The following is a 23403-nucleotide window of genomic DNA, read 5'->3' on the forward strand; positions in this document are numbered from 1 at the left end:
AACCACCGTGAGCTTGCCGTGATGACCGGGCAGCCCTTGGATATCTCCGCACCGTGAACGAAAACGACGCCTACATCTTCGACGTGGAATCGCCCCGCGATTGGGTCTTTAACGGGGAGCCCGTTTGGATCAGCGGCTGGTTTATTTCCAAAGTGGATGCCGTCTTCTCCGACGTGAGGGCGGTCATCGACGGAGTGCCGCACATGGGAATTTTGGGCATGCCGCGACCCGACGTCGAACAACGGTATCGCGGGCGCGTGGGTCTGCCCCATGCAGGTTTTTTATTGCGCGTCACTCCACCGCAGGGAGCGCGTGAGTTGCGCATTGAGTTTCTCGACGCTGGTCACAGCTGGGTCGAACTTTGGCGCACTCCAATAAAAGTGAAACGCGGCCCGCGCTCGGCGGGAAGTTATCACCTCGGCGTTTTACCCGATCACCTGCATCGCCTCCTGCAAGCCCGCCGTGCGGACGCCAACACTGACCTCGCCGCTCTCGCCCAAGCCCTGGTTCGCGAAGGGGCCGCCGTGCCACTCGACACGCTGCCGAATCCGCCGTTCTTCGGCGCGCTGGAAAAACCCGAACTCGTCGGCGGAACCCAATACGGCAAGGTGCGCGTCGAAGGCTGGATCATTCACCAGGAGCAACGCATCGTCCGGCTCACGGGCAGCACGCATCCGCTGATCGAGAATGATTTTTCCTACGGGAATTTACCGCGCGAAGAAGCCGGCAACCTTTTCCCTGATCACCCGCACGCGGCACGTTCCCAATATTTCGGCATGCTCGATATCGACGAGCGCGCGCCCGGGCCGGCGATCATCAAACTCTTCGCGGAATTGGAAGACGGCACGCGGCACCTGGTTTTCGCGCGACGCTTTTATCAACGCGCCTGCGCCGTTTGGGAGCAGCCATTGCCCGCGTTTAGCCAAGGGGAATTTTACCGGTGCGCCCGCGCGCTGCGGCGGGCGGCGAAAGCGCTTCATCTGCAAATCGGTTCGATCGGCGCACAGTGGTCGGCGCTGCAAGCGGCGCATGCGTTGTATCGACGCGAGGCACCCGCGCTCGCGCTCAACGATCATTCGCAGAAAGATCCTTACGCCTCATGGCAAAAAGCCGGCGAAATCACTCCACGCTTGCGCGGCATTTTAGAGCACACCGCGCAGCAACTCGCGAAAAATGGCCCGACGATTTCCGTGCTGGTGGACGCGCGCGGTTGCCCGCCGGCGCAACTGGCTCAACTTGCCGCGGCACTCTCGTCACAGTTTTATCCGCAATGGGAGGCCCGATTCATCGGTGCGGCGCATCAGCCGGCCGGCGACGCCCGTTTTCACTCCGAAAAATGCTCCGACGCCACTGACTTTGTGCGCGCGCTCAATGCCGCAGCGCACCAATCCGGTGGATCGCTGCTCACGTTGATCGCAGGAAGCGCCCGCCTCGCGCCTGAAGCGTTGCTGGAAATCGCCGAACGCTTCGCGAAGGTTCCTGCGCTGCAACTCGCCTACACGGACGAAGACCGGATGGACGATCACGGCCAACGGTCGGAGCCAAATTTCAAACCGGACTGGAGCCCCTCGCTCGCACTCTCAGGATTATTTCCCGGCAACCTCAGCGTCATCCGGAAAGATCGATTCTTGGAATTGGGATCGTTCCGCGAAGGCTTCAACGCGGTGCCGTGGTATGATGTTTTGCTGCGCGTCGCAGACTCACTCGATGCGCCGCAGGTGGCGCACATTCCCCTCATTTGTCATCATTCGCGTGCCAGCGCCTCACGTGAACTCGATTTGGCGGATCCCGCCTACGAGCAAGCACGGCGCGCGCTCGCCGATGCCGCTGCCCGGCGAAAATGGGATGCGCAGCCGTTTCTCCCGGAATGCGGTCACCACCGCCGTCAACGTTTCCATCAACTTCGGTGGAGCCCTTCGCTGCTCGCGAAGCTGCCGGTTACAATCGTGATTCCCACGCGTGACCGTCTGCACCTGTTGCAGGAGTGCGTGGAGTTGCTGGAAGAGACGGTCGACTGGCGCCACGTGAAACTCGTCATCGTCGACGATCACTCGCGGGACGTGGACGCATTGCGTTATCTCTCGCAGATTCAAAAACGCACCGATCTGCGCTGCGTGGTGACGCGACTGGCCGACGGCACAGCGGCGTTCAATTATTCCCGGCTCGTGAACGCGGCGTTACCCCACATCGACACGCCTCTGATTCTTCATCTCAACAACGACGTGAACGCGCTGGAGCGCGGCTGGCTCGAGGAGATGGCGGGATGGTTCACGCAGCCTGATGTCGGCGTGGTCGGAGCAAAACTTATCTATCCGGATCGTTCGCTCAACCACACCGGCATCGTGATCGGACCGCACGGAGGCCTGGCCGACACACCATTTGCCAAAGTCGACGAGCGCGCCATCGACATCGCCTGGCATTCCGCGGCGCGCGAGGTTTCCGCGGTCACAGGAGCCTGCTTGCTCACGCGCACGGAACTTTACCGGAAGCTCGGCGGGTTCGATGAAAACGATTTCGGCGTCGCCTACAACGACGTCGATTACTGCCTGCGCGTGCGCGAGACCGGCCACCGGATCATCTACACTCCGCAGGCGAAGTTGATGCATTGGGGCAGCGCCACGCGCGGTGTGACCTTCGACGAGGCCGAGCACATCGCGTTCGCACGCCGCTTTCCGGCGTATCGCGACCCGTATTTCAGCCAGCACTGGCAACTCGACGGCGCGCTCGTGCGCAGCCGATCCGCGGGTCCCGATCACACGGCCCGGGCAAGCCAGCCGCGCCTCCTGTTGTTAACCCACAATCTCAACCGTGAAGGTGCGCCGCTCTTCTTATTGGAATACGCCACGCATATGGCGCGCGTCACCGGTGCGCGTATTGAGGTGTTGGCCGGACAAGAGGGCCCGTTGCGCGCGGCGTTCGAGGAAATCGGCGCGCGTCTCACCATCGCCGACACGCAGGCGTTGATGGATTCGAGCAACGAAGCGACTTTCTCGAACCGCTTGAAGGAATTGTCCGCGCACGTCGATTGGACGCAGATCGATTTGGTGGTGTGCAACACGCTGTTTAGTTTTTGGGGCGTGCTGCTCGCGCGAAACGCGGATCGTCCGTCGCTGATTTATATCCACGAAAGCACGTCCATCTTCCGCGCATTTGAAACGCGGTTGAGCCTCGACCTGCATCATTTGGTGCACACGGCCCTGCAAACTGCGACGCGCGCCCTGTTCCTCTGCGCGCCGACCTGCGCTTACTATGCAGATGATGACCGTGGAAACTTCCAGATCGTGCCGAGTTGGGTGCAATTGAACGCAATCGATGCGTTTCGCTCGCAGCACGACCGCGCGACGATTCGCCGCAAACTCGGCTGGCGCGACGACGAAATCGTCATCGCGAACATCGGCACGGTCTGCGAGCGCAAAGGCCAGCATGTTTTCATTCGCGCGGCCGATCGTTTCAATCGCCAGCATCCGGATGGGCCACCCGTTCGTTTTGTCATGGTGGGCACCCGACCCGGCATCACGCTAGAGTTGCTCCAACGCGATACCGCGCGGCTTAAATTGAGCAATGTGCAGTTCGTGCCCGAGACGAGTGAAGCATATGACTATTTCTTCGCGGCCGACATGTTCGCCTGCACCAGTTACGAAGAATCGTTCCCGCGTGTAATCATGGAGGCGATGGCGTTTCGCACGCCGATCGTCAGCACCGACGTGCATGGCATCGCCAGCATGATCGGCCAGCGCCAGGATGGATATCTCGTAGCCGCCGGTGATGCGGAGGGCTTGGCCCGCATGATGTGGATCTGTCTGGCCAAGGAACGCAGCGGGAAATCCCTCGCGCCGGCGGCCTATTCGCGGGCACTGCGTTTCTACGACGCGAAGCAAGTGTTACCTTGGCATGAGACTTTGGCGAAGAATGCGCTGCTGGCTCACCGGTAAGCCGATAATCGCAAACGATCGGATACGGGACGCTCAAGTAGCGGGTTGGGGCGCGGGCGTTGTCTAGGACATAATAAGGGTAGGCCGCAGCCTCGAACTTGATTCCGAGGCCAGTTTACCTAAAAAAGCACCGCTTCCACACCGCCATCTTTCGACGAGCATGACCTCTTTTCCTGCCCGCCTGAGTTTCGCCCGACTCGCCTTTATCGTTACGTTTCTCGCAGCGCTTTTTTTTGCGTTCTATACGCAACACGCGTGGGAAGATTATTACATCACGTTCCGGTCGAGTAAGAATTTGGCCACCGGTCACGGGTTGGTTTTTAACGTCGGCGACAAGCTGCACACGTTCACTTCACCGCTCGGCGTGTTACTGCCTGCGTTGTCCTACCTGCTCACCTTCAATAGCTCGGACGATGCCGCTCTGTGGATTTTTCGACTCATGTCGTGCTCAGCGTTGGGGGGAGCGGCTGCGTTCCTAGCCTTCATTGCGCAACGGCGGGCTTATGGATGGCTGGGCGGCGCCTTCCTCATCGCCGCGTTAGCCATGGATGCCAAGATCTTGGATTTCTCGATCAACGGGATGGAGACAGCCTTCATGCTGCTGTTTCTCGCCTATGCATTGTGGGCGCACCTCAACCCCGGCCCGCGCCAATGGCGGCACTTGGGCGTGGCGTGGGGCGGGCTGATGTGGACTCGCCCGGATAGTTTTATCTACATCGGTCTCATCGCGATTGGTTTCTGGCTGTTCAACGAATCGACGCAAAGCGGCACCACACGGAGAAAGATGCCGTGGCTTTTTGTGAGGGCGGGGGTGGTCACCACGGCGATCTATCTCCCGTGGCTTTTGTTCGCGCACTTCTATTACGGCACAGCAGTCCCTCACACGATTACAGCAAAAAGCGGCATCGCCGATCCCCGCACGTTTGAAGGCCTCATTAAAAAAGCCTTGGAGCTCCCAATCCAAGGTTTCACGGAATCGACGTCGCTCAAGGGGACTTTCCTTCCCTCTTACTACATGATTGGTGGCTGGCCGGAACTCGCAGGGCAATTGGCCGCGGGACTGGCGGTTTTTTGCGCGATTTTATGGGTGCTGCCTTTTTTGCGTTTTGAAACCCGCGTCAGCTCATTCGCGTTTTTTGGAGCTCACGTTTATCTGAGTTATTTTCCGTATTTTCCGTTTCCGTGGTATCTGCCCGCAACCGGTCTGCTGGCCCTCTTCACACTGGGAAGTCTGTTCGCTCAACTTTGGCAGGCCGCGATCCAGTGGCGCACGCTGGATCCAGATGGGCGTCGGCCGCGCCATCTGGCGGCGTTTGCCGTTATATCCGCGGCACTGCTGCTCACCGGCAGTGGCTGGCTCACCTGGCACGCGGCGCATCAATTACGCTCACAACAAAAATACGTCGAGGACGGCACGCGGCGGAAAATTGGCGAATGGCTGCGCGCCAATGCCAAGCCGGGCGACACCGTGTTCATGGAACCGCTCGGTTACATCGGTTATTTTTCCAACCTGAAAACCTACGATTTCCCGGGAATGTCTTCACGCGAAATGGTCGCGGCGCGGAAAAAAGTCGGCAACAACTGGCTGCGACTCATCGAAGAACTCCAGCCCGTCTGGATCGTGCTGCGTCCGCAAGAAGTGAAACAACTTGAGAGAATTTCCGACAACCTTCTGAAGAACTACTACCAGGCGGTGCACGAATTCTCAGTGACTGAAAAAGTCGACACGCTCGATGTCATGGGCCTGCCTTATTTGCGGCACGATTCGCACTTCATCGTTTATCGCTTTCATCTTCCGATTCTCTTCAAAACTGAAATGGCAGATGCGATCAGCAAATTCGATGTCTCAAAGCGCACTTATGGAGGGCACAACCTCACTTTGGTGCATGCTCCCGGCAAGATGATCGTCAACGTGCCCGAGGCAGCAAAAACCGTTGAACTGCTCTACGGATTTCCGAGCGACGCTTACGCGGGAGAAGATCCTAAAACCGACGGCGCCACCTTCCAGATCGAATGGTCAAGCGATGAACGAACGGTGATGTTGCTCGACGAATTCGTAAATCCAGTCGAAGAGGCGGAGCATCGTAAATTGCTTACTTTTTCCGCCGAATTGCCCGTGTCCAAGAAAGGGAACGCACGCTTGATCTTCCGCACACTTCCCGGAAACAATACGAACAAAGACTGGACCTGCTGGAGCACGCCGATCTTTCAATAAACCTGAATGACTCACTCACCACGCCCAACCAATTGGCTGCCTTGGGCCGTGGCGGCGCTCCTCATTGCGGGCGTATTTACCCTGCGGTGGCCGAGCTTCGGGTTCCGAGTTTGGAATGTTGACGAAGCGATCCACGCAGCCGTTGCGCGCACTATCCTCGACGGCGGCACGCTTTATCGCGACACGGTCGACCAACGGACTCCTTTAACCTATTACGCAGTCGCAGGCCTGTTCCGCATCAGCGGGGAAAATAATGTGTGGGCCATGCACGCGTTCGCCGCTGCCATTATCGCAGCGACTGCGTTCATGCTATTTTTGGTCGGGCGAAAAGCACGCGCTACGCTGACCGGACTTTGGGCCGCGATGCTGTTCGTCATCTTTTCTACTGCGCTGTTTTATCCAGGCGACGCTTACGCACTGAACACGGAGTGGTTCGTTGCTGTGTTCACCACTTTAGCTGCGTGGGCCTTCTGGCGAGGCTCCCTCGTGAGCACCGGGGTGTGGCTGTCGCTGGCATTTCTTTCCAAGCAACCCGCGCTTCTCGACTTGGGCGCACCGCTGGCGGTGTTGCTTTACGGCGGCTGGAATACCCGTGAGGCGTGGACGCGAATCGCGCGAGTGCTCGCTGGCTTCCTCGTGCCAGTATTGATTGTCTTGGCGTATTTCGGTGCCCGCGGTGCGCTGGCTGATTTCCATTTTTATGCGTGGAACTACAATCTGCATTATTACGGGCCGGAAATCGGTTTTGCGGAGCGCGCCGTCTCTGCATTCAAACCCTTCAATCTGCTCGCGACTCACTATTGTTTAGTGCTGATCGCCGTCGTCGGCGCGTTGGCATTCGCGCTTTTTCGGATCCTCCAACAACGGCCGACTCCCAACGAGCGCGCGGGAAATCAACAACTGCTTTACCTGATCGTTTGGGCCACCTCGAGTTTAGCGGGCGCCGCCTCCGGCGGGCGCGGGTATGATCACTATTTCATCCAGCTTTTGCCGCCCGTGTGTCTGGCCGCGGGGTTTGGTTTGGCCAGCGTGTGGAGTTGGGTGCGATCACGGCCTGTTCGTCGTTTTGCCGCCCTGATTGCAGGGGTATTTCTTGCTCTTGTAGTCGGACAGCTCGCTTACGGCGTCGTTAAATTTCGCGCCCGGGCTCATCAGCCGATTGATCCGTCGGTGCGAGTGGCGGAATATATCAAAGCCCACACCCAGAGTGATGACCGGATATTCGTCTGGGGCTATCATCCCGACATCTATCTTTTCTCAGATCGCAAACCGGCGTCCCGATTTGTTTACGGCTCATTTCTTTCGGGGCTGATTCCGTGGACCAATACAGCGATGGATAAAGATACCAGTTACGCCATTGTGCCGGGCGCACGGGAAACTCTGCTGAACGAGCTCACGAGCAGTCGCCCCGCATTCATCGTCGATTGCAGCGCCGGTCCCAATCGCTACTGGCAGAAATACCCGCTGGATACCTTCCCAGCGCTACGGGATTACATCAAAGCGCACTACCAACTCTGCGAAGCAGGCCAGTTCGTGCCGCAAGGGTTCCGGCTTTTTCAGCTTCGGTCCGAAGGGGCGACCTCCTCGCCCATCCAGAACGAACTGCCTGAGGCCACCGCCACGACCCTCGCCATCGGCGTGCTCGGCTCATCCGTGCCACCCGTGCAGGCTGTGGCTCCTCATGGCGCCGGCTTCAGCATGATCGAGGGTCGCGCGGAATACTTTGCCCACGCACCTTCGAAATTGGTATATCGCTTGCCGGACGGGGCGCGGGCGTTGCGCGGCGGCTTTGGTCTGCGCGCGGCCGCTTACGCCCCCGACCACGCATCTCCGAGCGACGGGGCCGAATTCATCATCCGTTGGCGCGCGTCCGGGCAGCCGGAGCAAATACTTTTGCGTCGGCTGCTCCAACCGAAGAACGACCCGGCCAGCCGCGGAGTGCAGGCGTTTCGCGTTGAATTGCCGGGTAATGCCGAGGACGCGGAACTGTGGTTGGACATCGAACCCGGTCCAGCTGACGATGCGACAAGTGACTGGACTTTCTGGTCAGACTTGCTGTTAGAAACAGCGCGCTAATCCATTCACACCCAGACTCTTTTCATGTCCGCCACCCAAGATCCCCAGAGCCCCGGCAGTCCATCGACCTGGCGGTCGCAAGCGCCGCTCTTCATCCTCCTCGCGCTCGTCACCTTCAGCTTCCCGCTGAGGCCGAGCTTGGATCTGGACGCCTCGTGGCGCATGGCATTGGGGAAATTTTTCCTAGATCACCTCCAGTTTGGCCGTGATGTCGTGTTCACTTACGGGCCGCTTGGTTTCTTGATGGGTAAAACTTACTCCGGACTGCTTTATTGGAGTTTGATCGCCTGGCATTTGTTTGCGGCCTGCACGTTTGCGACGATCATCATCTACTGGGGACGGCGCTTAAAAGCCGGGTGGTCACGTTTCGTTTACTACGGGTTCTTCCTGTTGTTCGGCGTCACGTATGAGGATAGCATTCACATGCTCGTGATTGCGCTGACCGGTTTCGAATTACTGCGACGCACGGATCGGCCGTGGCATTGGAGTTCGGTTTTATTTCTGTTGCTCCTCGCGGTGCAAAGCGCCGCCAAGTTTACCAATCTGATGTTCGCGGCCTTGGTGGTGTCCATCACGGCGGCGCTATCGTTGTGGCAACACCAACGCAGCAACGCGATCCGCACGCTCGCTTGGTTTGGCGGCGGTTTCTTGACGATCTGGATGCTTTGTTTGCAAAACCCGCTGAATCTGCCGGCCTACTTTATCAACTCATGGCATGTGAGCCAAGGTTACCAAGAGGTCATGGGGATCGCCACGCCCGATGCGCCTTTTAAAAGAGGGTTGTTCGTGCTCGGCGTGCTGATCGCTTATGTCCTCTTAAATTTGCTCACCCAAAAAGATCGACCGCGCACGTTGGCGCGCAGCGCAATTCTCGGGGCGCTCGTTTACTTAAATTGGAAACATGGATTCGTGCGCGCGGACGGCCACATGATCGGCTTCTTTTATGCCGCGTTGCTGCCCATCGTCGCGTTTCCGGTGTTGCTCGACGACGGGGTGCCATTGCGCTGGCTCAAACGCGTGGTGCTCGGTGTCACCGGCGTGCTGTGTTTGCTGGGCATCCGCGACGCGATTCTTCCGCAAGTCGACGCGGCCTTGGCGATCTTCCAAGACCGGGTCTGGACCAACACCGCTTCGTTCGCAAAATTGCCCAGCCTGCGCGAAGATTACGACCGCGCCTTGCGAGAAGAATCCTCGCGCTTCGAGCTGCCGCGCACGAAAGCCATCGTGGGCGAAAAAACTCTCGACGTGCTCGGTTTCAATCAGGGCATCGCGATCTACAATAACTTCAATTACCGCCCGCGCCCGGTGTTCCAAAGCTACTCGGTTTATACACCCGAACTCTTGAAGTTGAACGTAGACTTTTACCGCTCAGACCGCGCTCCGGAGTTCGTGCTCCTCAAAGTCGAGCCGATCGACGAACGCCTCGGTTCGATGGACGATTCCGCCGTGCTTCATCTGCTGATGGAGCGCTATCGCTACGTCCACACGGAGAAATTTTTCCAACTTTGGGAAAAGAAACCCGAACCGTTTACGGAAACGCCCCGACCGTTGGTCGCGCGCAAGGATCTGCCGTTCGAGGAAGTGTGGAATCTCACCGAATACCAAGCCCAAGCCCTTTGGCTCACGATCGATATCCGCCCGTCGCTACTTGGACGGATTCGTAACTTTTTCTACAAGCCGCCCATGTTGCGCCTCGCCCTAACGGACTCCAACGGGCTCACCACTACCTACCGCATGGCTGCTCCAATCGGGCGTGCGGGCTTCATTGTTAATCCCGTCGTAACCGACCTGATAGATTTCACCTACCTCGCCGCCGGAGTCCCGGAGAAGAAAACCAAATCGATCATGCTCACCTTGGCCAAAGAGGATCGGAAATACTTTGCCGCTCCCGCCAAAGCGGAACTAACCAGCTTTCCTCTCACGAACTCGGCGTTGGAGTATTTCAAGCACATCAACCGGGAGGTCTTCTTTATGTTCAAGACGCCGCCAACCTCTTTCGACCCGACAACCAAGCCCTCGATGCAGCAGATTAGCGGCCAGGATGTGATGGTGATGCATGCACCCAGCGAGATGGTTTTCGACCTGCCGGCCGGCGCGACGACCATCAGTGGCAAACATGGGTATGTCGCTGGCGCTTACACCAATGGCGGGCGCACCAACGGCGGCGACTTCGTAATCGCTTGGTCTAACGGCCTCGATACCATTGAAGTTTACCGCCGCTCCTTGGATCCCCTCAATCGGGTTGAAGATCGCGGCCTGCTCTCCTTCCAGCTAGATATCACGAAATTCAAAGGCGGAAAACTCTACCTCCGCACCACCGTCGGCAACCACAACGATTCGGGCTGGGACTGGACGGCGTGGACAGATATCGAGATCAAATAGAGACACGGCCAAGGTGTGACGAATATTGAAAAGCAGATAGTGGGTTGGCATCCTTTCGTTGTCGTAAGGAAAACTCCTCACCGTCTCTTTTCATGTCGGATCAACCGCCCACACCCTCGCCTTTCGACCGGCTGTATCGTGCGACCTTAGCGCCCCTGCGCCGCTATCTTACACGGCTGCTTGGCGATAGCGCTGAAGCGGAAGACGTAGCGCATGACGCCTACATGCGGGTGTATCCCACCGTCCAAAAAGAGGCGGCTGACAAACCCGAGGCGTTTCTTTATACGACCGCTCGCCGGCTGGCGTTCAACAAACTCAAGCGCCGACGCATCGGCCCTTTCATCGCCGACGCCGCGCAGCCCGAACTCGCCGCCTCCCAAGCCCCCGGAGTCGTGCAAACCGTGATCGCCCGGCAAGAATTACAGCGATTAGAGGATGCCATTAGCGAGCTCCCGCCTGGTTGCCGCACCGTGTTGCTGCTTCGTAAAGTTGAGTTACTTTCTCACCAGGAAATCGCCGATCGTCTCGGCATCGCCATCAGCACCGTGGAAAAACAACACGCGCGCGCACTACGCCTGCTCCGCGCCAGCTTGTCGGTCTCGCCCGCGACCGCAGATACTGCTTCAGAAAAGGAAATTGGTTCATGAAATCTTCTCCTCGCATCACCCTCGCCGCCAAGGAACGCGCCTCGCTCTGGGCCGCGCGACTCGACGGTTCTGTTCTTTCCACCGAGGATCGCACCGAACTCAACACCTGGCTCGACTCCCATCCCTCGCACCGCCCGTTGTTATCTTCTTACTGCCAATTTTCCGCCGACTTAGAGCAGCAATTGCCGTTGATTGAAGGCATCAAGGAATTGTCGGCGGAAAGCTATAAGACTGCCCAGCCGACCCCTTGGCTGCGCCGGCCGATATGGGCTGGTGCGGTGCTGACCATGGCTGCCGCAGTCGCGCTCGCTTTCTGGGTAAATCAACCGTCTCACCAATCCACCAACCTCGCTTCGTCAATTAGCCAGCGCCAACAAATCGTTCTCGTCGACGGCACCGAGGTGGAACTCAACGCCCGCACCAGCCTGCAGGTGGCAATCGACGGCAAAAGCCGCCACATCCGCCTCGCCGACGGCGAAGCTTTTTTCTCCGTCCACAAAGATCCCTCGCGTCCGTTCATCGTCGAGACCCCCGCCGGCTCCGTGCGCGTCACCGGCACCAAGTTTAATGTCCGCACCGAGCCGAATGCGCCGTGGGAAATCACCGTGCTCGAAGGTTCGGTTCAAGCTCAGCCTCACGAGGCCGCCCATTCCGAGACTCTGACCAAGGGCGAAAAATTATCCGCCGATACCAGCGGCGTCACTGTGCAGGCACTCTCCGATTCCCAACTGCAAGACACGCTCGCGTGGCGTCAGGGCCAAATCGTATTTTACCGCACGCCGCTGCGCGAAGCCTTGGCGCGATTTGCACGTTATCACGGTCGTAATTTTACGGCGACCGAAGACGCGGCCGATCTGAAAGTCGGCGGGCGCTTCAGCTTGGATGATCCCGAAGGCTTTTTCTCCGGCATTCAGGAAATGATGCCAATGTTGCGGGTCACCCGCACGGCCAACGGCTCGGCTGCAGTCAGCGTGAGCGATTCACGTTAAGTCGTTTCGCTCCGCTCATCGTGCGTATCATTGCTCTTCTCTTAACCCGGGCGTGGCTGGGGCTCGCCTTGACTTGGCCGATTCTCGCACTGGCGCGGCCAGTGGAGTTCAACCTTCCCGCCCAATCCGCCGCCGATGCGCTGCTGCAATTCTCCCAGCAGACCAAAGCGGAGGTGCTTTTCCCATTCGACGCATTGCAGTCCGCACGCTCAACGGAAGTCGTGGGAACATTCGAACCAGCAGATGCGCTCTCCCAGTTGCTTCACAACACCGGCTTCTCCGCCCGCCGCAAGTTGAGCGGCAAATTCGTCGTCACTCGAAACATCCAGGCGACCAGCGGCATCTCGGGAAAATGCCTCGCTACCAGCGGCACGCCGATTGCGGGACTCACGATCATGCTTTCCAATCGAGAGCGCACCGTAACCGGCGAACACGGCGAGTTCGCTTTCGCGGCACTTTTGCCCGGCAGTTATCGTCTGGTCGCCAGCGGTCTCGGCTATCGCACGACCGCTTTGCCCCGCATCACCTTGGACGAAGATCAACAACTCACTCTCCCCGCCCAAACGATCGAACGCGAAGGCGAACTTGTGCAGCTTGATCCCTACATCGTCGGCGGAAAAGACGGCCGCGCCAATCCGCTCGACCGCAGCGGTAGTTCGCCGCGCATTGCCACCGGCAATCTCGATCTGCCGCGCACCGACAACGACGCAATTCCCTACACGATTCTCGACCGCACGCAGCTCCTTCGCAGCGGAGTGGTGAATCTCAACGAATTCCTGCAACGCGAAATTCTCGACGCAAACTCCTCGGCTCTGCCTCCCGATCAAAACGGCACTGCGGAAAGTTATTTTACCGGAAGCTCCAATCTCAACCTCCGCGGTTTTGCCGACTCTACGATCATTCTCGTCAACGGCCGGCGACTGCCGGAGGTGCTCACGAGTTACTCAGGGCCTCAGCAAGCCGACGTAAATTTGATTCCGCTCGGCTTGGTTCAGCAGGTTGAAGTGCTCTCCGCTTCGGGCTCTGCGCTCTACAGCGGAAGTCCTGTAGGCGGCGTCATCAATATCGTTTTGCGCCAGGATATCGATTCCACCGAAGTCACGACCACCTACAGCAACGCGCTCGGTGGCCTTGATGCGCCGCAGTCTTCAATCTCGCTGCAACACGGCCAGACGTTGCTCGATAAAAAGATCCGCCTGCGTTTCAGTGCCACGTTTACCGAGACCACGCCGCCCGTGGAATCAGAACTCGGCTACCGTCTCGCCCGCACGGAAGCGCCCGTGCCTTTGGCCAACCCGATTTATCGTGCAACGCCGAACGTGCGCAGTGTCGATGGCGGACCACTCTTTGGATTGGGTTCCTCATCGGTGACATCGGTTGCCCCGAATGCAAACGGCACAGGCGGCCTCGCGGCGTTTGCCGGACGCGCCGGTCTGCGTAACTTCGATTTATTCGACTCACCCGGCGGCATGGCCGCGTCGCTAAACAGTTCTGATTTCCCCTACGGACGCTGGCAGGAACGCGAAGCTTACTATGGTTCGCTGACCTACGACGTGCTGCCGTGGTTACAAGTGGGACTTGATGGTTTCCATGCGCGCACGCGAGTCGCCCGTGGCTATGATGTCATCACCGGCGACCTCACGCTTGCAGCGACCTCGCCACTCAATCCGTTCGGGCGGGCAATTGCCGTTTCCTTGAACGAACTCGCTCCACTACTAGGCGAAAATTACAGCCAGGCACGACTAGAGTCCTCTTCGGCCGTGCTGGGTTTAATCGTCAAGTTACCCCACGACTGGCGCGTCACGCTCGATGCGCAATACGGTCGCAACGTCACAAAATATCGCGGCTTAGCAGGCGTGGATACGGCGCGCTGGCAGCAACTCGTCGACACCGGCAGCTACAATCCTCTGCGCGACACACAAGTCTTCACACCGCCTCAGGAATTTTATGACCGCGTCCTCATTTATCGCGGCACTTATCAGCGTTTCGACACCCTCGGTGACTACCAAACCTTGGACGGAGCGCTCCGCGTCACCAATCAGCAGTTAAATCTTCCCACCGGTCTTGGTTCGATCAACGGCGGCATTGATTACCGCCGCAATCATCTTGCTCCCTTCACTGCCGAAACACGGTTCGCCGATGGCACGCTCGCGCTGCCTTCCACCAGCTGGGATGGCAGAACCCTTGAACGCATCAGCGTGTTTGGAGAACTCCAAGCCGCCGTCCTGCCGGAAAAAATTCTCCCGCGCTGGCTGGATCGTTTGGACACCACGCTGGCGGCCCGCTATGTCGCCGCCGATACTTCCAACGAAACCAACCTCGCGCCGGCCTTGGGTTTGAAGGCCGACTTCGAAGGAGGTTTCTCTCTGCGCGGCAGCGTGACGTTTTCGAGTCGTTTCCCCACTCCCAATCTCAGCCGCCAATCTGCCACGGGCGGCGGACCGGGCGGTGGCTTGAATCTCGTCGAGATTTTCGACCCGCGTAGAAATGAAAGTTACAACGTGCAGGCTGATGAACCGCCCAATGCCGGACTTTCAACCGAAGACACTATCACCCAGACTGCGGGAATTGTTTTTCAGCACGGCAAAGTTCATCGCTTTCGCATCAGCCTCGATTTTACCGACACCGAAAAAACCAACGAGCTCGTAAACCTCGAGCCTCAACCCTTGGTGAATCTGGAAACCCTGTTCCCGGAACGCATCGCTAGAAATGCCGCGCAACCAGGAGATCCCGGCAATGCTGGAAAGATTACTTCGTTGCTCACGGGCGTCGTAAACGCCGCTTCCCGTCACTCCCAAAACTGGAGTTCGTCACTGGACTATCGTTGGACAGAATTTATGGGTGGAACGCTCGAACTCCGGAGCCGGTATTTCGCTTTTCAGAAATACGATCTCAAATTGTTTTCCAGCACGCCCGCAGTCGATGAGCTAAGCGCTCCCGACGGCGCTGCGCCCGGTTTGCTTCGGCATCGACTCAACTTTGGCGCTGGTTGGTTCAATCGCACTTATGGTTTCGGCCTCGATGGCCATTACTACCACTCGCGCATCCTGCCGCTGATTGAACGTCCCTCTCAGGGCGACAAACAGATCAAACCTTACACGCAATTCGACGCCTACATCCAAGCCGAACTTTCGCACTGGCTGCCCGAGAAAAGCCGCCTCGGCCTCCGCGCCCAAGTTCGCATCAACAATATTTTGAACACCGAATTTCCGCGCTACGTCAACGATGCCTCCGGCGCCGGCGTGCAACCTTACGGTGATTTTCGCGGCCGCACGCTATCGGTTTCGTTAACGGCTCAGTTTTAGCGCATCGTCCCGTTGGCCAAGCGCCCAATCAGTCCAGAACGTCTCCATCGCGGCTCGGGGATGCCAGCCGATGATGCGCGCTAGTTTTTCCGGAGAACCCACCATCACCGGATTTTGATTGGTTTCCGCGAATTGCAAACGCACCGGAATCGAATGCGCCACGGCGCACTCGGCCGCTGCCACCACGGCCTCGGACGAAATCGCCACGCCCGAGCAAAAATTAAAAACGCCGCGCAACTTCTCCGTTTTCTCCCCGCGCGCCCACTCGAGCGCCACCCGACAGACATCATCCGCCAAAACATAATCGCGCATCGCCGGCCGACCGGCCGCATCGACTCGCAACACGATTTCACTCCCCTCGCAAACCGCTCGTGCAACCGCTTGCACCAAGTGGCCGCGATCAGGCGCGGCTAAAAGCCCTGGGCCAACCACGCTGAAGATTCGCAACACCGTCGCCTCAGCGCACGTCTCCGTAATAACCTTTTCCGCTTCCCACTTAGCCTGGCCATAATCAGTCGATGGCTCGGTGGCATCCGCTTCCGTGATCAAGCTCACGGGATAATTCGTGCGTCTGTCCGAATACACCGCGGAAGAACTGAAAAACATCAAGCGCCCGCCGACTGCACGAGTCAGGTTCACGGCAACACGCGCCATCTGCTTACTTGTTTCAATGATATCGACCGCCAGTTCGTAAATGCGCGTATCCGCCGCAAGGTGAAAAACCGCTGCGCCCATGTGGTCGCGCCAGTCGATCGGATTCACCGCAAGTCGCGCCACATCTGCGGCGATCCACTCGTCGAACACGCCTTCGAATGGCGGGGACTCACAGCGCCCAACTCCGACCACAGAGACGCCCTCGCTCTTTGCCGCCACAGCCAGAGCACTCCCCAGAAACCCGCCCGCACCGAGGATGATGATTTTCATCGACTCACAATTTGTGACGCAAAACGCCGCGCCAACTCGCGGATTCCCTGTTCGCTGAAATGCACGCCGTCGGCGAAACACTCCGCCGGAAAATCGGCTGACTCAACCAACCACTGCGCACAACCCGCCCGCGCGCACTCGCTCCGGATGATCTCGTTAAACTGCGTGATGCGCTCGTTACAGCTGGCGTCATAGGGCGACGCCAACGATTCGTCGACGCGCAGCAGCGGGATCAACGCGGGGAACACCAACAATTTCGCCACCAGCAACCGATCGAGCACCTGCCCGTAAAGCAGTCGGAAACAGTCGTGCGGAGTATCGACCGAACGCTTGGCGTCGTTCGTGCCAATCAACAATGTGGCAAAAGTAACTTCGCGCCACATCCACGGTTTCTGATCCATGCGGCGCAATAACTGGATCACGGTGTCGCCGCTGCAGGCTTCGCTGCGAAACAACCAGCGTTTTCGCGTGCAGCTGTTCAAGTCTCCCGCAAGCGCCTCGGCGAGACCGTAACGTGAACGGGCTCCCACCGTGAGGCTGTCACCCAGGCAAACTCCATGTTCGAATAAACTCATAAAATCAAAGCAACGGCGTCGGTTTACGGATCGCGAAATCTTTATGCATCGCGGCGATTCCTTCCGCAAACGGCACCAGTCGCCAATCTTTCCCCAGCAAGGCACGCGCCTTGGCATTGTCGCCGGCATAACGACGATCGGGACTTGGTCGATCTGGCGTGTAAACGACGGACTCATCGAACGAACACTGCAAAAGAGCAGTGACGGAGCGCAAGACGTCGATCGTTGATTGAAAATCATGCGACGAGAGATTGTAGGCTTCGCCCGCTACCCCTCGGTCAAAAACTCCGATTAACAACCGCACCGCATCCGTCACTAACAAGTATTCGCGAATGTGGCGCCCGTCGCCGTGGATCGTCATGCGCTGGCCGTTCAATAGATAGGAAAATGTTTTTGGGATCAGATCCTTGGGCTGTTGCCTCGGCCCATAGATATTGCACGGCCTCACAATGACGAGATTCAGGCCAAAGACTCGGGCGTAAGTCTGCGCCAGCAAATCGCCCGCTGCTTTTGTCGCAGCGTAAACATTCCTCGGTTTCAATGGCGCAGCTTCGTTCGCTGTGCCTTCCGTGATCTCACCATAGACTTCGTCCGTGGAAACATGCAGCAAGCGTTTGCCCTCGCCAACCATGCCCCAAGCGTCGAGCAGACTTTGCGTGCCATTCACATTGGCCCGGGTGAATACGCCCGGCGCGTGGTAGCTGTAGTCCACATGGGTCTCCGCCGCGAGCGCGAGCACTCCGTCGCACTCTCTCAGCACTGTCGCGAGCACCGCGGTGTCGTTGAGATCGCACCGCATAATAATCAACCGCTTCATTTCATCCCGAAGCACGGAGACGTCCAACAACCGATCCACGATACAGTGCGCGAAAGCCGCCATCGCTTGCCGCAAATGAGCCAGTCCTCCCGCGTAAGTGAACAAATCCAAGCAAACGACACGATCCCCTCGCGCCAATAATGCGTCGATCAAATGACTCCCCACAAATCCCGCGCCGCCGGTCACGGCGAGAAGTTTACTCTTTTTCACAGGCATAAAAAATTAGCGCGCGGCTGATACCGACATTCTTTGCGCAACTTCGAACGCGAGTGCCGCGTGCACCGGCAAGGATTGAGTGTCATCGAACCATCGTTCCATTTTCCATCGAGCTGCATCGGGCCGCCTGTAATCGTGGCCGTCAGCGGCTTTCATCACCCGTTGCATCGCCTGCGCCAGGGCTGGCGGATCGCCGGCGGGCACCATCCAAGCTTCGGCTTCCGTGAGCATTTCACGATTTCCCGGGATCGAGGTTGCGATGATCCATTTTCTCATGGCTGCCGCCTCCATCAGCGAACGTGGAAATCCTTCCACGAAACTCGGGCACACGTAAGCATCCGCCAGCATGAGAAATTCCCACACTTGCGGGGTTTCGGCGATCAACCTGACTTCCCCGAGATCCAGCAGTTCGACTTCCTCCGCCATTCTCGCTGCGTCCGGCGTGGGTCGCGCGCCCACCACCATCACCGTAATTTCGCGATGACGATCGGGCACACGTCCGCCGCCTTGCCGCAACCATTGGACGGCTCGAATAAGAGTCCGCTGGCCCTTCCGGTCACAAATGCTCCCCATGCACACAAAGACAAAATTCTTCTCCGGAATTGCATGGCGCCGGCGAAGTTCGACGACGTCGTTCTGTGCGAGGAACTGGTCGACGCGCGCGAGATCCACCCAACTGCGCAGGAGCCGGAAATTATTGTTCCGCTCCAGCTGTGCATGATGGGATCGCGTCCACTGGGTCACGAACACCACGCACGTCGCGCTGCGCATGGCTTCGGCTGATTGCACGCGAATTTCTTCGGTCGTCTCCCGCCCGAAAATCATCCGCATCCTGGCACCCTCATGCCAATAGAGCAGTGACGGCTTTCCCCAACGCTCCGCCAGCGACACCGCCCACCGAGCCACAAAAGTATTCACCACGATTAGGTTCACCGATTGCCAATCGAAGCCGGCGTCCAGCTGCGTCGCATCGAGTGGATTCACGATCGTCACCCGCAATCCGACGTTTTCGCAAAGGGTTCGCAGCGGGCCATCGCAGGGTGCGATCATGTGCACCTCCCACTTCAGGACTTGCTTCAAATAACGGGCATACTCAAACGCGAACAATGCTGCTCCGCCCAAACTGAAATTATCGTTCACAATCGCGACCGAAAGCGCCCGAGACTGCAGGGCGGGTTGCACCGGAGCATGCCAGAAATTTTTTCGATTGGGCTCGATTTCGGTCGCGCCGTTTTTCTCGAAAATTGCTCGGGCCTCGCGCAGTGCGGCCCGTTCGCTCCAAAGCGCCGACCACCCTCCCAGCGTGGGTCGCAAAATTTTAATCGCCCGCCAAAAAGCGCGATGGCTGTAAACCGGGAGTTCATCATGCAATTCTTCCGCACAAGCCGGCCCATAGATCCTGCGGACAAAAACGACCTGACACGTGCCGTCATCCAGTTTCGCCGTAACCGTAAGATTCCACGGTGCCGGCAGCGACGACGGCACCACCACCTGCCCTTCAAATCCCACCAAACCATCTCCACTCAAATCAGGAAACACCTGCGGCACATCGGGGCGCGGTTTTTGATATTCCAGTTCGGACGGCAGCCACGGGTGCACCCACGCTTCCACTTTTACGACATGTGCCTTTTCGTGGCTGATCCAACCCCACACCGAAAGCTGCCAGTGATCTACCTGCACAGGAGTTCCTGATTTCGAGCTTTCCAGATTACCCCACCACGGGGTTTCGGGCACCACCAAAGGCACCCCGACGGCTTCGGTTTCTGTCAACGCGCGAAGGCATTGCGCTGCATCCCACTCAGGATGTTGATGCTGCCGGCGTAACCACCGTAGAATTTTGTCCTGCAATGAATTCGCCGGCGCGGTCGCGATCGATGCGTCTCTGGCGCCAGGCGAAAAATCTTCTCCCCTGTGAAATTCACGCCACACCCCATCCGCCGCGAGCGCTTCAAGACGCAGACATCCCGGTGCTTCACCCCAAATTTTTATTTCAAACGACAGCATTCCCCTACCGAACGCTTGCTCGATCAACGGAACGCCCAGCGTCGAAAAAAATATCTGCCCGCCAAATCGTGCTCTGACATCAAGCCACTGAGCACCAGAAAAAGCATCGCACAAAATCCCTTGAAACAACCCGGGCACGCGGTCGTCCGCCTGCTCTTCAGAGCAAAATCCCCACGCATGCCGAACCCAGCCGGCCATCACCTCAGTGCTCAAGAAACCACTCGGTCGGCGTTCAGGCTCAAAGCCGCGATGAGGGACAAGGCGTGAACTGATCGTGGAAGCAAATGCCATGAAAAATCAGCCGGACTCGGAAGCGAGGGACGACCGCATCCAAGCCAGCTACCTCTTCAGACAATCGTCTCGAGAAAACCCGCTATAACGATTCAGATCGAATAGCGGATTTCCCATCGGACTTTGTCATGTGAAAGGGCAGACCTGCGGTTCGCGATCCGTTTGCCCGCAATGCGTATCCTTTCTATCATCGGCACCAGACCCGAGGCTTTAAAAATGGGGCCGGTTATCCGCGCCCTTCAGCAAACACTCGGGCTGCGCTCATTCGTCTGCACCACCGGGCAGCATCGAGAGCTGGCCGATCCGCAGCTAAAATTATTCGGCGTCGCGGTCGATCACACGATTCATTTTCCACGCCGCAACCAACGACCGGAAGACTTTTTGGGGAAATTACTGCCGCGCCTCGGCGATGTCGTGCGAGATGTCCGACCTGACTGGATCCTCGCCGTCGGGGATACGACTTCGGTGTTGGCCGCGAGCCTGATCGCCGCGCACCACCGCGTGCGCTTCGGTCACATCGAAGCAGGCTTGCGCACCGCATGTCGCACCGAACCGTTCCCAGAAGAATTCAACCGGCGGCTCACGAGCGTGCTGGCCGATTTGCACTTTGCTCCCACGGTGCAAGCGCGCCGCAACTTGCGACGCGAAGGGATTTCGCCTTCCGCGATTCTAGTCAGCGGCAATCCGATCATCGACGCTGTGCGCACAATTCGCCGGCAACCGCTTCCGCCCAGTGCAGTCCGACAGCGTGTGTGGAGCAAGCTCGGGTTAACTGAAGCTAAGGAAGCTCATGCCGCGAAGCTGGTCGTCGTCACATTCCACCGGCGCGAAAACATCGGTCGGCCCATGGCTGAAATTTGCGCGGCGTTGCGCGAACTAGGCAGGCTTTATGGCGGAAAAATTAAACTGCTTTGCTTGGTGCACCCCAACCCTTCCGTGCGTGGACCGGTCGGCAAAGCGCTGCGCAACTCGCCTCATATCGTGCTGAGCAGTCCGCTCGATTATCCTTCGATGCTGTCGATCCTTCAACGCGCTACGTTGGTGCTGACCGACTCCGGTGGTTTGCAAGAGGAAGCCCCCGCGCTTCACGTGCCGGTGCTGGTGCTGCGTCGGTTTACCGAACGCCCGGAAGCAGTCGCCGCAGGCGCCTGTCAACTCGTCGGCACGGATCGCGCGACGATTATCAAAGCGGCGCGACGCGTGCTCGATCATCCTAAAATCCATCGCGCCATGGCGAAGGGTTACCACGGTTATGGCGATGGCCACGCCGCGACGCGGATCGTCCACGCGCTGCAAAACTATCCCGGCGCGCTCTGCCATGAGTTGGGCTGATTTTTTTTCGCGCGGACGGACGCGTGGCTTTTGGGTGTCGCCGCAAGTGTTGGTTTGGTTTGACCACGAACCTCCTTCCGGTCTCTCGCCTGCGTTCACGCTTACCGAAGTCATTCATGTCATCGGTTTTTTCGATTTGGGGTCGGCCGAAGCAGCCAGAAAAAAACTTGGGGCCGTCGCGCCAGATCACGCCACCCGGGCCCTGCTTGAGAAGCACCCTGAAAAATTGCACCAAGCGTTGCCACTCTGCCGCGAAGCTCTGCAGTGGGATTTATCCCCCACCGCTCGATTGAGTCTGGCCGAAGGCTTGCGCGAGTTACGTGACCTCGTCCGAGCGCCGTTGCCTTCTCCTCTGGTGTGCGGATTGCCGATGGTGTGCATCGATGTTATGGCGCGGGCCGATGCGCGCCGATGCTATGTCCGCGGGTGGTGGCGAAACTGTCGCGGAAAAGTGCAGCGACTCACGGCGCACAGCCCGGAAGGATTCAGCCTCGAGTTGCTGGCGCATATCTTTGTGGCCCCGCGTATCGATATTCATCCGCTTTTTCCCAGCGACACTTACTCAGGTTTTCTCGTCACCTTTGATCTACCCGGCCCGAGCTTACTCGCTGAAGGGTGGTTTTTTGAACTCGAAACCGAAGATGGTTTCTTGTGCGAAAGCGCCGCAATCACCGCCGTGATTCAAACGCAGCCAATACTGGCCTCGACGCTGCCGGATTTTCCGCTGCAACGCATTCCTTGTCTCGACGGAGTCGCTGGCCACATTGACCGATTCGTGCAGGCAGTCATCGCTGAGCATGGCCGGAAAGTCGCGATCACCTGCGATCAGCAGTTCGGGTTGCGGCCCGAAAAACCGCGCGTCTCGGTGCTCGTGCCACTTTACCGGCGCATCGATTTGATGGAGCATCAGATTGCCCGGATTTCGCGCGACTCCTTATGGGCCAATTATGAGCTGATTTACCTGCTCGATTCACCCGAAGACTTGCCGGAAGTTAAATCGCGCGCCGCCGCGCTGGCGGAGTTTCATCGCGTGCCCTTGCGGCTCGTCGCGGTAAACTTAAACGCGGGATTCGCCGCGATCAACAATCTGGGCGCCAGACTCGCTCGAGCGGAGATCTTACTCTTCCTCAATTCGGATGTGCTTCCAATCACACCCGCTTGGATTGCGCGCATGGAAGCGACCTATCAGAGCATTCCCAAAGCCGGGGCACTCGGGGTTAAACTGCTCTACGAAGATGGCTCGATCCAGCACGCCGGCGAGAGCTACCACGCCAATCCCGATGGCTTTGGTTGGGATTGTCTGCCCTTTTTCAAACACGCTCATCGCGATTACGCGGCAGCCAATGAAGCCCGTTCCGTCATCGCGGTAACTGCCGCTTGCTTGATGGTGTCGCGCGTGCGTTTTGTCGAAGTCGGCGGATTTGACGAGGGCTACGTCCAAGGCGACTACGAAGACATGGATCTGTGCCTGCGCTTGATCTCGACGGGGTGTCAAAATTGGTATGACCCGACAATCGAACTCTATCACCTCGAAGGCGCTTCCTACCCTTCAGAGCAACGGCGTCACAACACACTCTACAATCGCTGGCGCCACTCGCAAAAGTGGGGAGCGAAAATCGCAGAGCTGGTCCACGATAGTTGCTGACCGACTGTCTCAAATAAACTGGCACCCGCAATCGAGCTCGCGGGCAGGCCCGC

General features: G+C 58.3%; 14 protein-coding genes. 10 read left to right on the top strand and 4 right to left on the bottom strand.

The window, feature by feature from the left end:
* Positions 1 to 53 precede the first annotated feature (53 nt).
* From ACRRQW_RS01650 to ACRRQW_RS01680, 7 genes are all read left to right on the top strand, one after another.
* The gene (locus ACRRQW_RS01650) at positions 54 to 3932 is read left to right on the top strand and encodes a glycosyltransferase (protein ID WP_438479507.1); all 3879 of its coding nucleotides are present in this window, start codon (positions 54 to 56) and stop codon (positions 3930 to 3932) included.
* 160 nt (positions 3933 to 4092) lie between these two features.
* On the top strand, positions 4093 to 6147 hold the full coding sequence (locus ACRRQW_RS01655) for a hypothetical protein (RefSeq protein ID WP_438479508.1): 2055 nt from the start codon (positions 4093 to 4095) through the stop codon (positions 6145 to 6147).
* Positions 6148 to 6153: 6 nt separating this feature from the next.
* Positions 6154 to 8223 (top strand): ArnT family glycosyltransferase, encoded by a 2070-nt coding sequence (locus ACRRQW_RS01660; RefSeq protein WP_438479509.1) that lies wholly within the window; start codon positions 6154 to 6156, stop codon positions 8221 to 8223.
* 24 nt (positions 8224 to 8247) lie between these two features.
* A complete protein-coding gene (locus tag ACRRQW_RS01665) occupies positions 8248 to 10605 on the top strand; it encodes a hypothetical protein (RefSeq protein ID WP_438479510.1) in 2358 nt (785 codons plus the stop codon).
* 92 nt (positions 10606 to 10697) lie between these two features.
* Positions 10698 to 11252 (top strand): RNA polymerase sigma factor, encoded by a 555-nt coding sequence (locus ACRRQW_RS01670; protein WP_438479511.1) that lies wholly within the window; start codon positions 10698 to 10700, stop codon positions 11250 to 11252.
* Entirely contained in the window at positions 11249 to 12241 is a 993-nt protein-coding gene (locus ACRRQW_RS01675) for a FecR family protein (RefSeq protein WP_438479512.1), read from the top strand. Before ACRRQW_RS01670 ends, ACRRQW_RS01675 begins: the two co-directional genes overlap by 4 nt.
* 20 nt (positions 12242 to 12261) lie before the next feature.
* Entirely contained in the window at positions 12262 to 15546 is a 3285-nt protein-coding gene (locus ACRRQW_RS01680) for a carboxypeptidase regulatory-like domain-containing protein (protein ID WP_438479513.1), read from the top strand.
* On the opposite strand, the gene ACRRQW_RS01685 is transcribed toward ACRRQW_RS01680, so the two are convergent.
* Genes ACRRQW_RS01685 through ACRRQW_RS01700 form a run of 4 tightly spaced genes read right to left on the bottom strand, consistent with a single transcriptional unit; the run spans position 15529 to position 19848 of the window.
* On the bottom strand, positions 15529 to 16470 hold the full coding sequence (locus tag ACRRQW_RS01685) for an NAD-dependent epimerase/dehydratase family protein (RefSeq protein ID WP_438479514.1): 942 nt from the start codon (positions 16468 to 16470) through the stop codon (positions 15529 to 15531). The two genes, ACRRQW_RS01680 and ACRRQW_RS01685, sit on opposite strands and share 18 nt — an antisense overlap.
* The gene (locus tag ACRRQW_RS01690; RefSeq protein WP_438479515.1) at positions 16467 to 17045 is read right to left on the bottom strand and encodes an SGNH/GDSL hydrolase family protein; all 579 of its coding nucleotides are present in this window, start codon (positions 17043 to 17045) and stop codon (positions 16467 to 16469) included. Before ACRRQW_RS01690 ends, ACRRQW_RS01685 begins: the two co-directional genes overlap by 4 nt.
* Before the next feature lie 4 nt (positions 17046 to 17049).
* Positions 17050 to 18072 (bottom strand): dTDP-glucose 4,6-dehydratase, encoded by a 1023-nt coding sequence (locus ACRRQW_RS01695; RefSeq protein WP_438479516.1) that lies wholly within the window; start codon positions 18070 to 18072, stop codon positions 17050 to 17052.
* 12 nt (positions 18073 to 18084) lie between these two features.
* On the bottom strand, positions 18085 to 19848 hold the full coding sequence (locus tag ACRRQW_RS01700; protein WP_438479517.1) for a glycosyltransferase family 4 protein: 1764 nt from the start codon (positions 19846 to 19848) through the stop codon (positions 18085 to 18087).
* A 141-nt stretch (positions 19849 to 19989) separates the two neighbouring features.
* Between ACRRQW_RS01700 and ACRRQW_RS01705 the strand changes: the two genes are divergently transcribed.
* From ACRRQW_RS01705 to ACRRQW_RS01715, 3 genes are all read left to right on the top strand, one after another.
* Positions 19990 to 20349 carry a hypothetical protein gene (locus ACRRQW_RS01705; RefSeq protein ID WP_438479518.1) on the top strand — a complete coding sequence of 120 codons (360 nt, stop codon included), beginning with the start codon at positions 19990 to 19992 and terminating at the stop codon, positions 20347 to 20349.
* Between the two features lie 195 nt (positions 20350 to 20544).
* The gene (gene wecB / locus ACRRQW_RS01710) at positions 20545 to 21705 is read left to right on the top strand and encodes a non-hydrolyzing UDP-N-acetylglucosamine 2-epimerase (protein WP_438479519.1); all 1161 of its coding nucleotides are present in this window, start codon (positions 20545 to 20547) and stop codon (positions 21703 to 21705) included.
* Positions 21692 to 23350, top strand: coding sequence for a glycosyltransferase family 2 protein (locus ACRRQW_RS01715; protein ID WP_438479520.1), 1659 nt, complete (start codon positions 21692 to 21694; stop codon positions 23348 to 23350). Before wecB ends, ACRRQW_RS01715 begins: the two co-directional genes overlap by 14 nt.
* The last annotated feature ends 53 nt before the right edge of the window (positions 23351 to 23403 follow it).

It is taken from the genome of Oleiharenicola lentus, assembly GCF_051660365.1.
GTDB lineage: Bacteria > Verrucomicrobiota > Verrucomicrobiia > Opitutales > Opitutaceae > Lacunisphaera > Lacunisphaera lenta_A.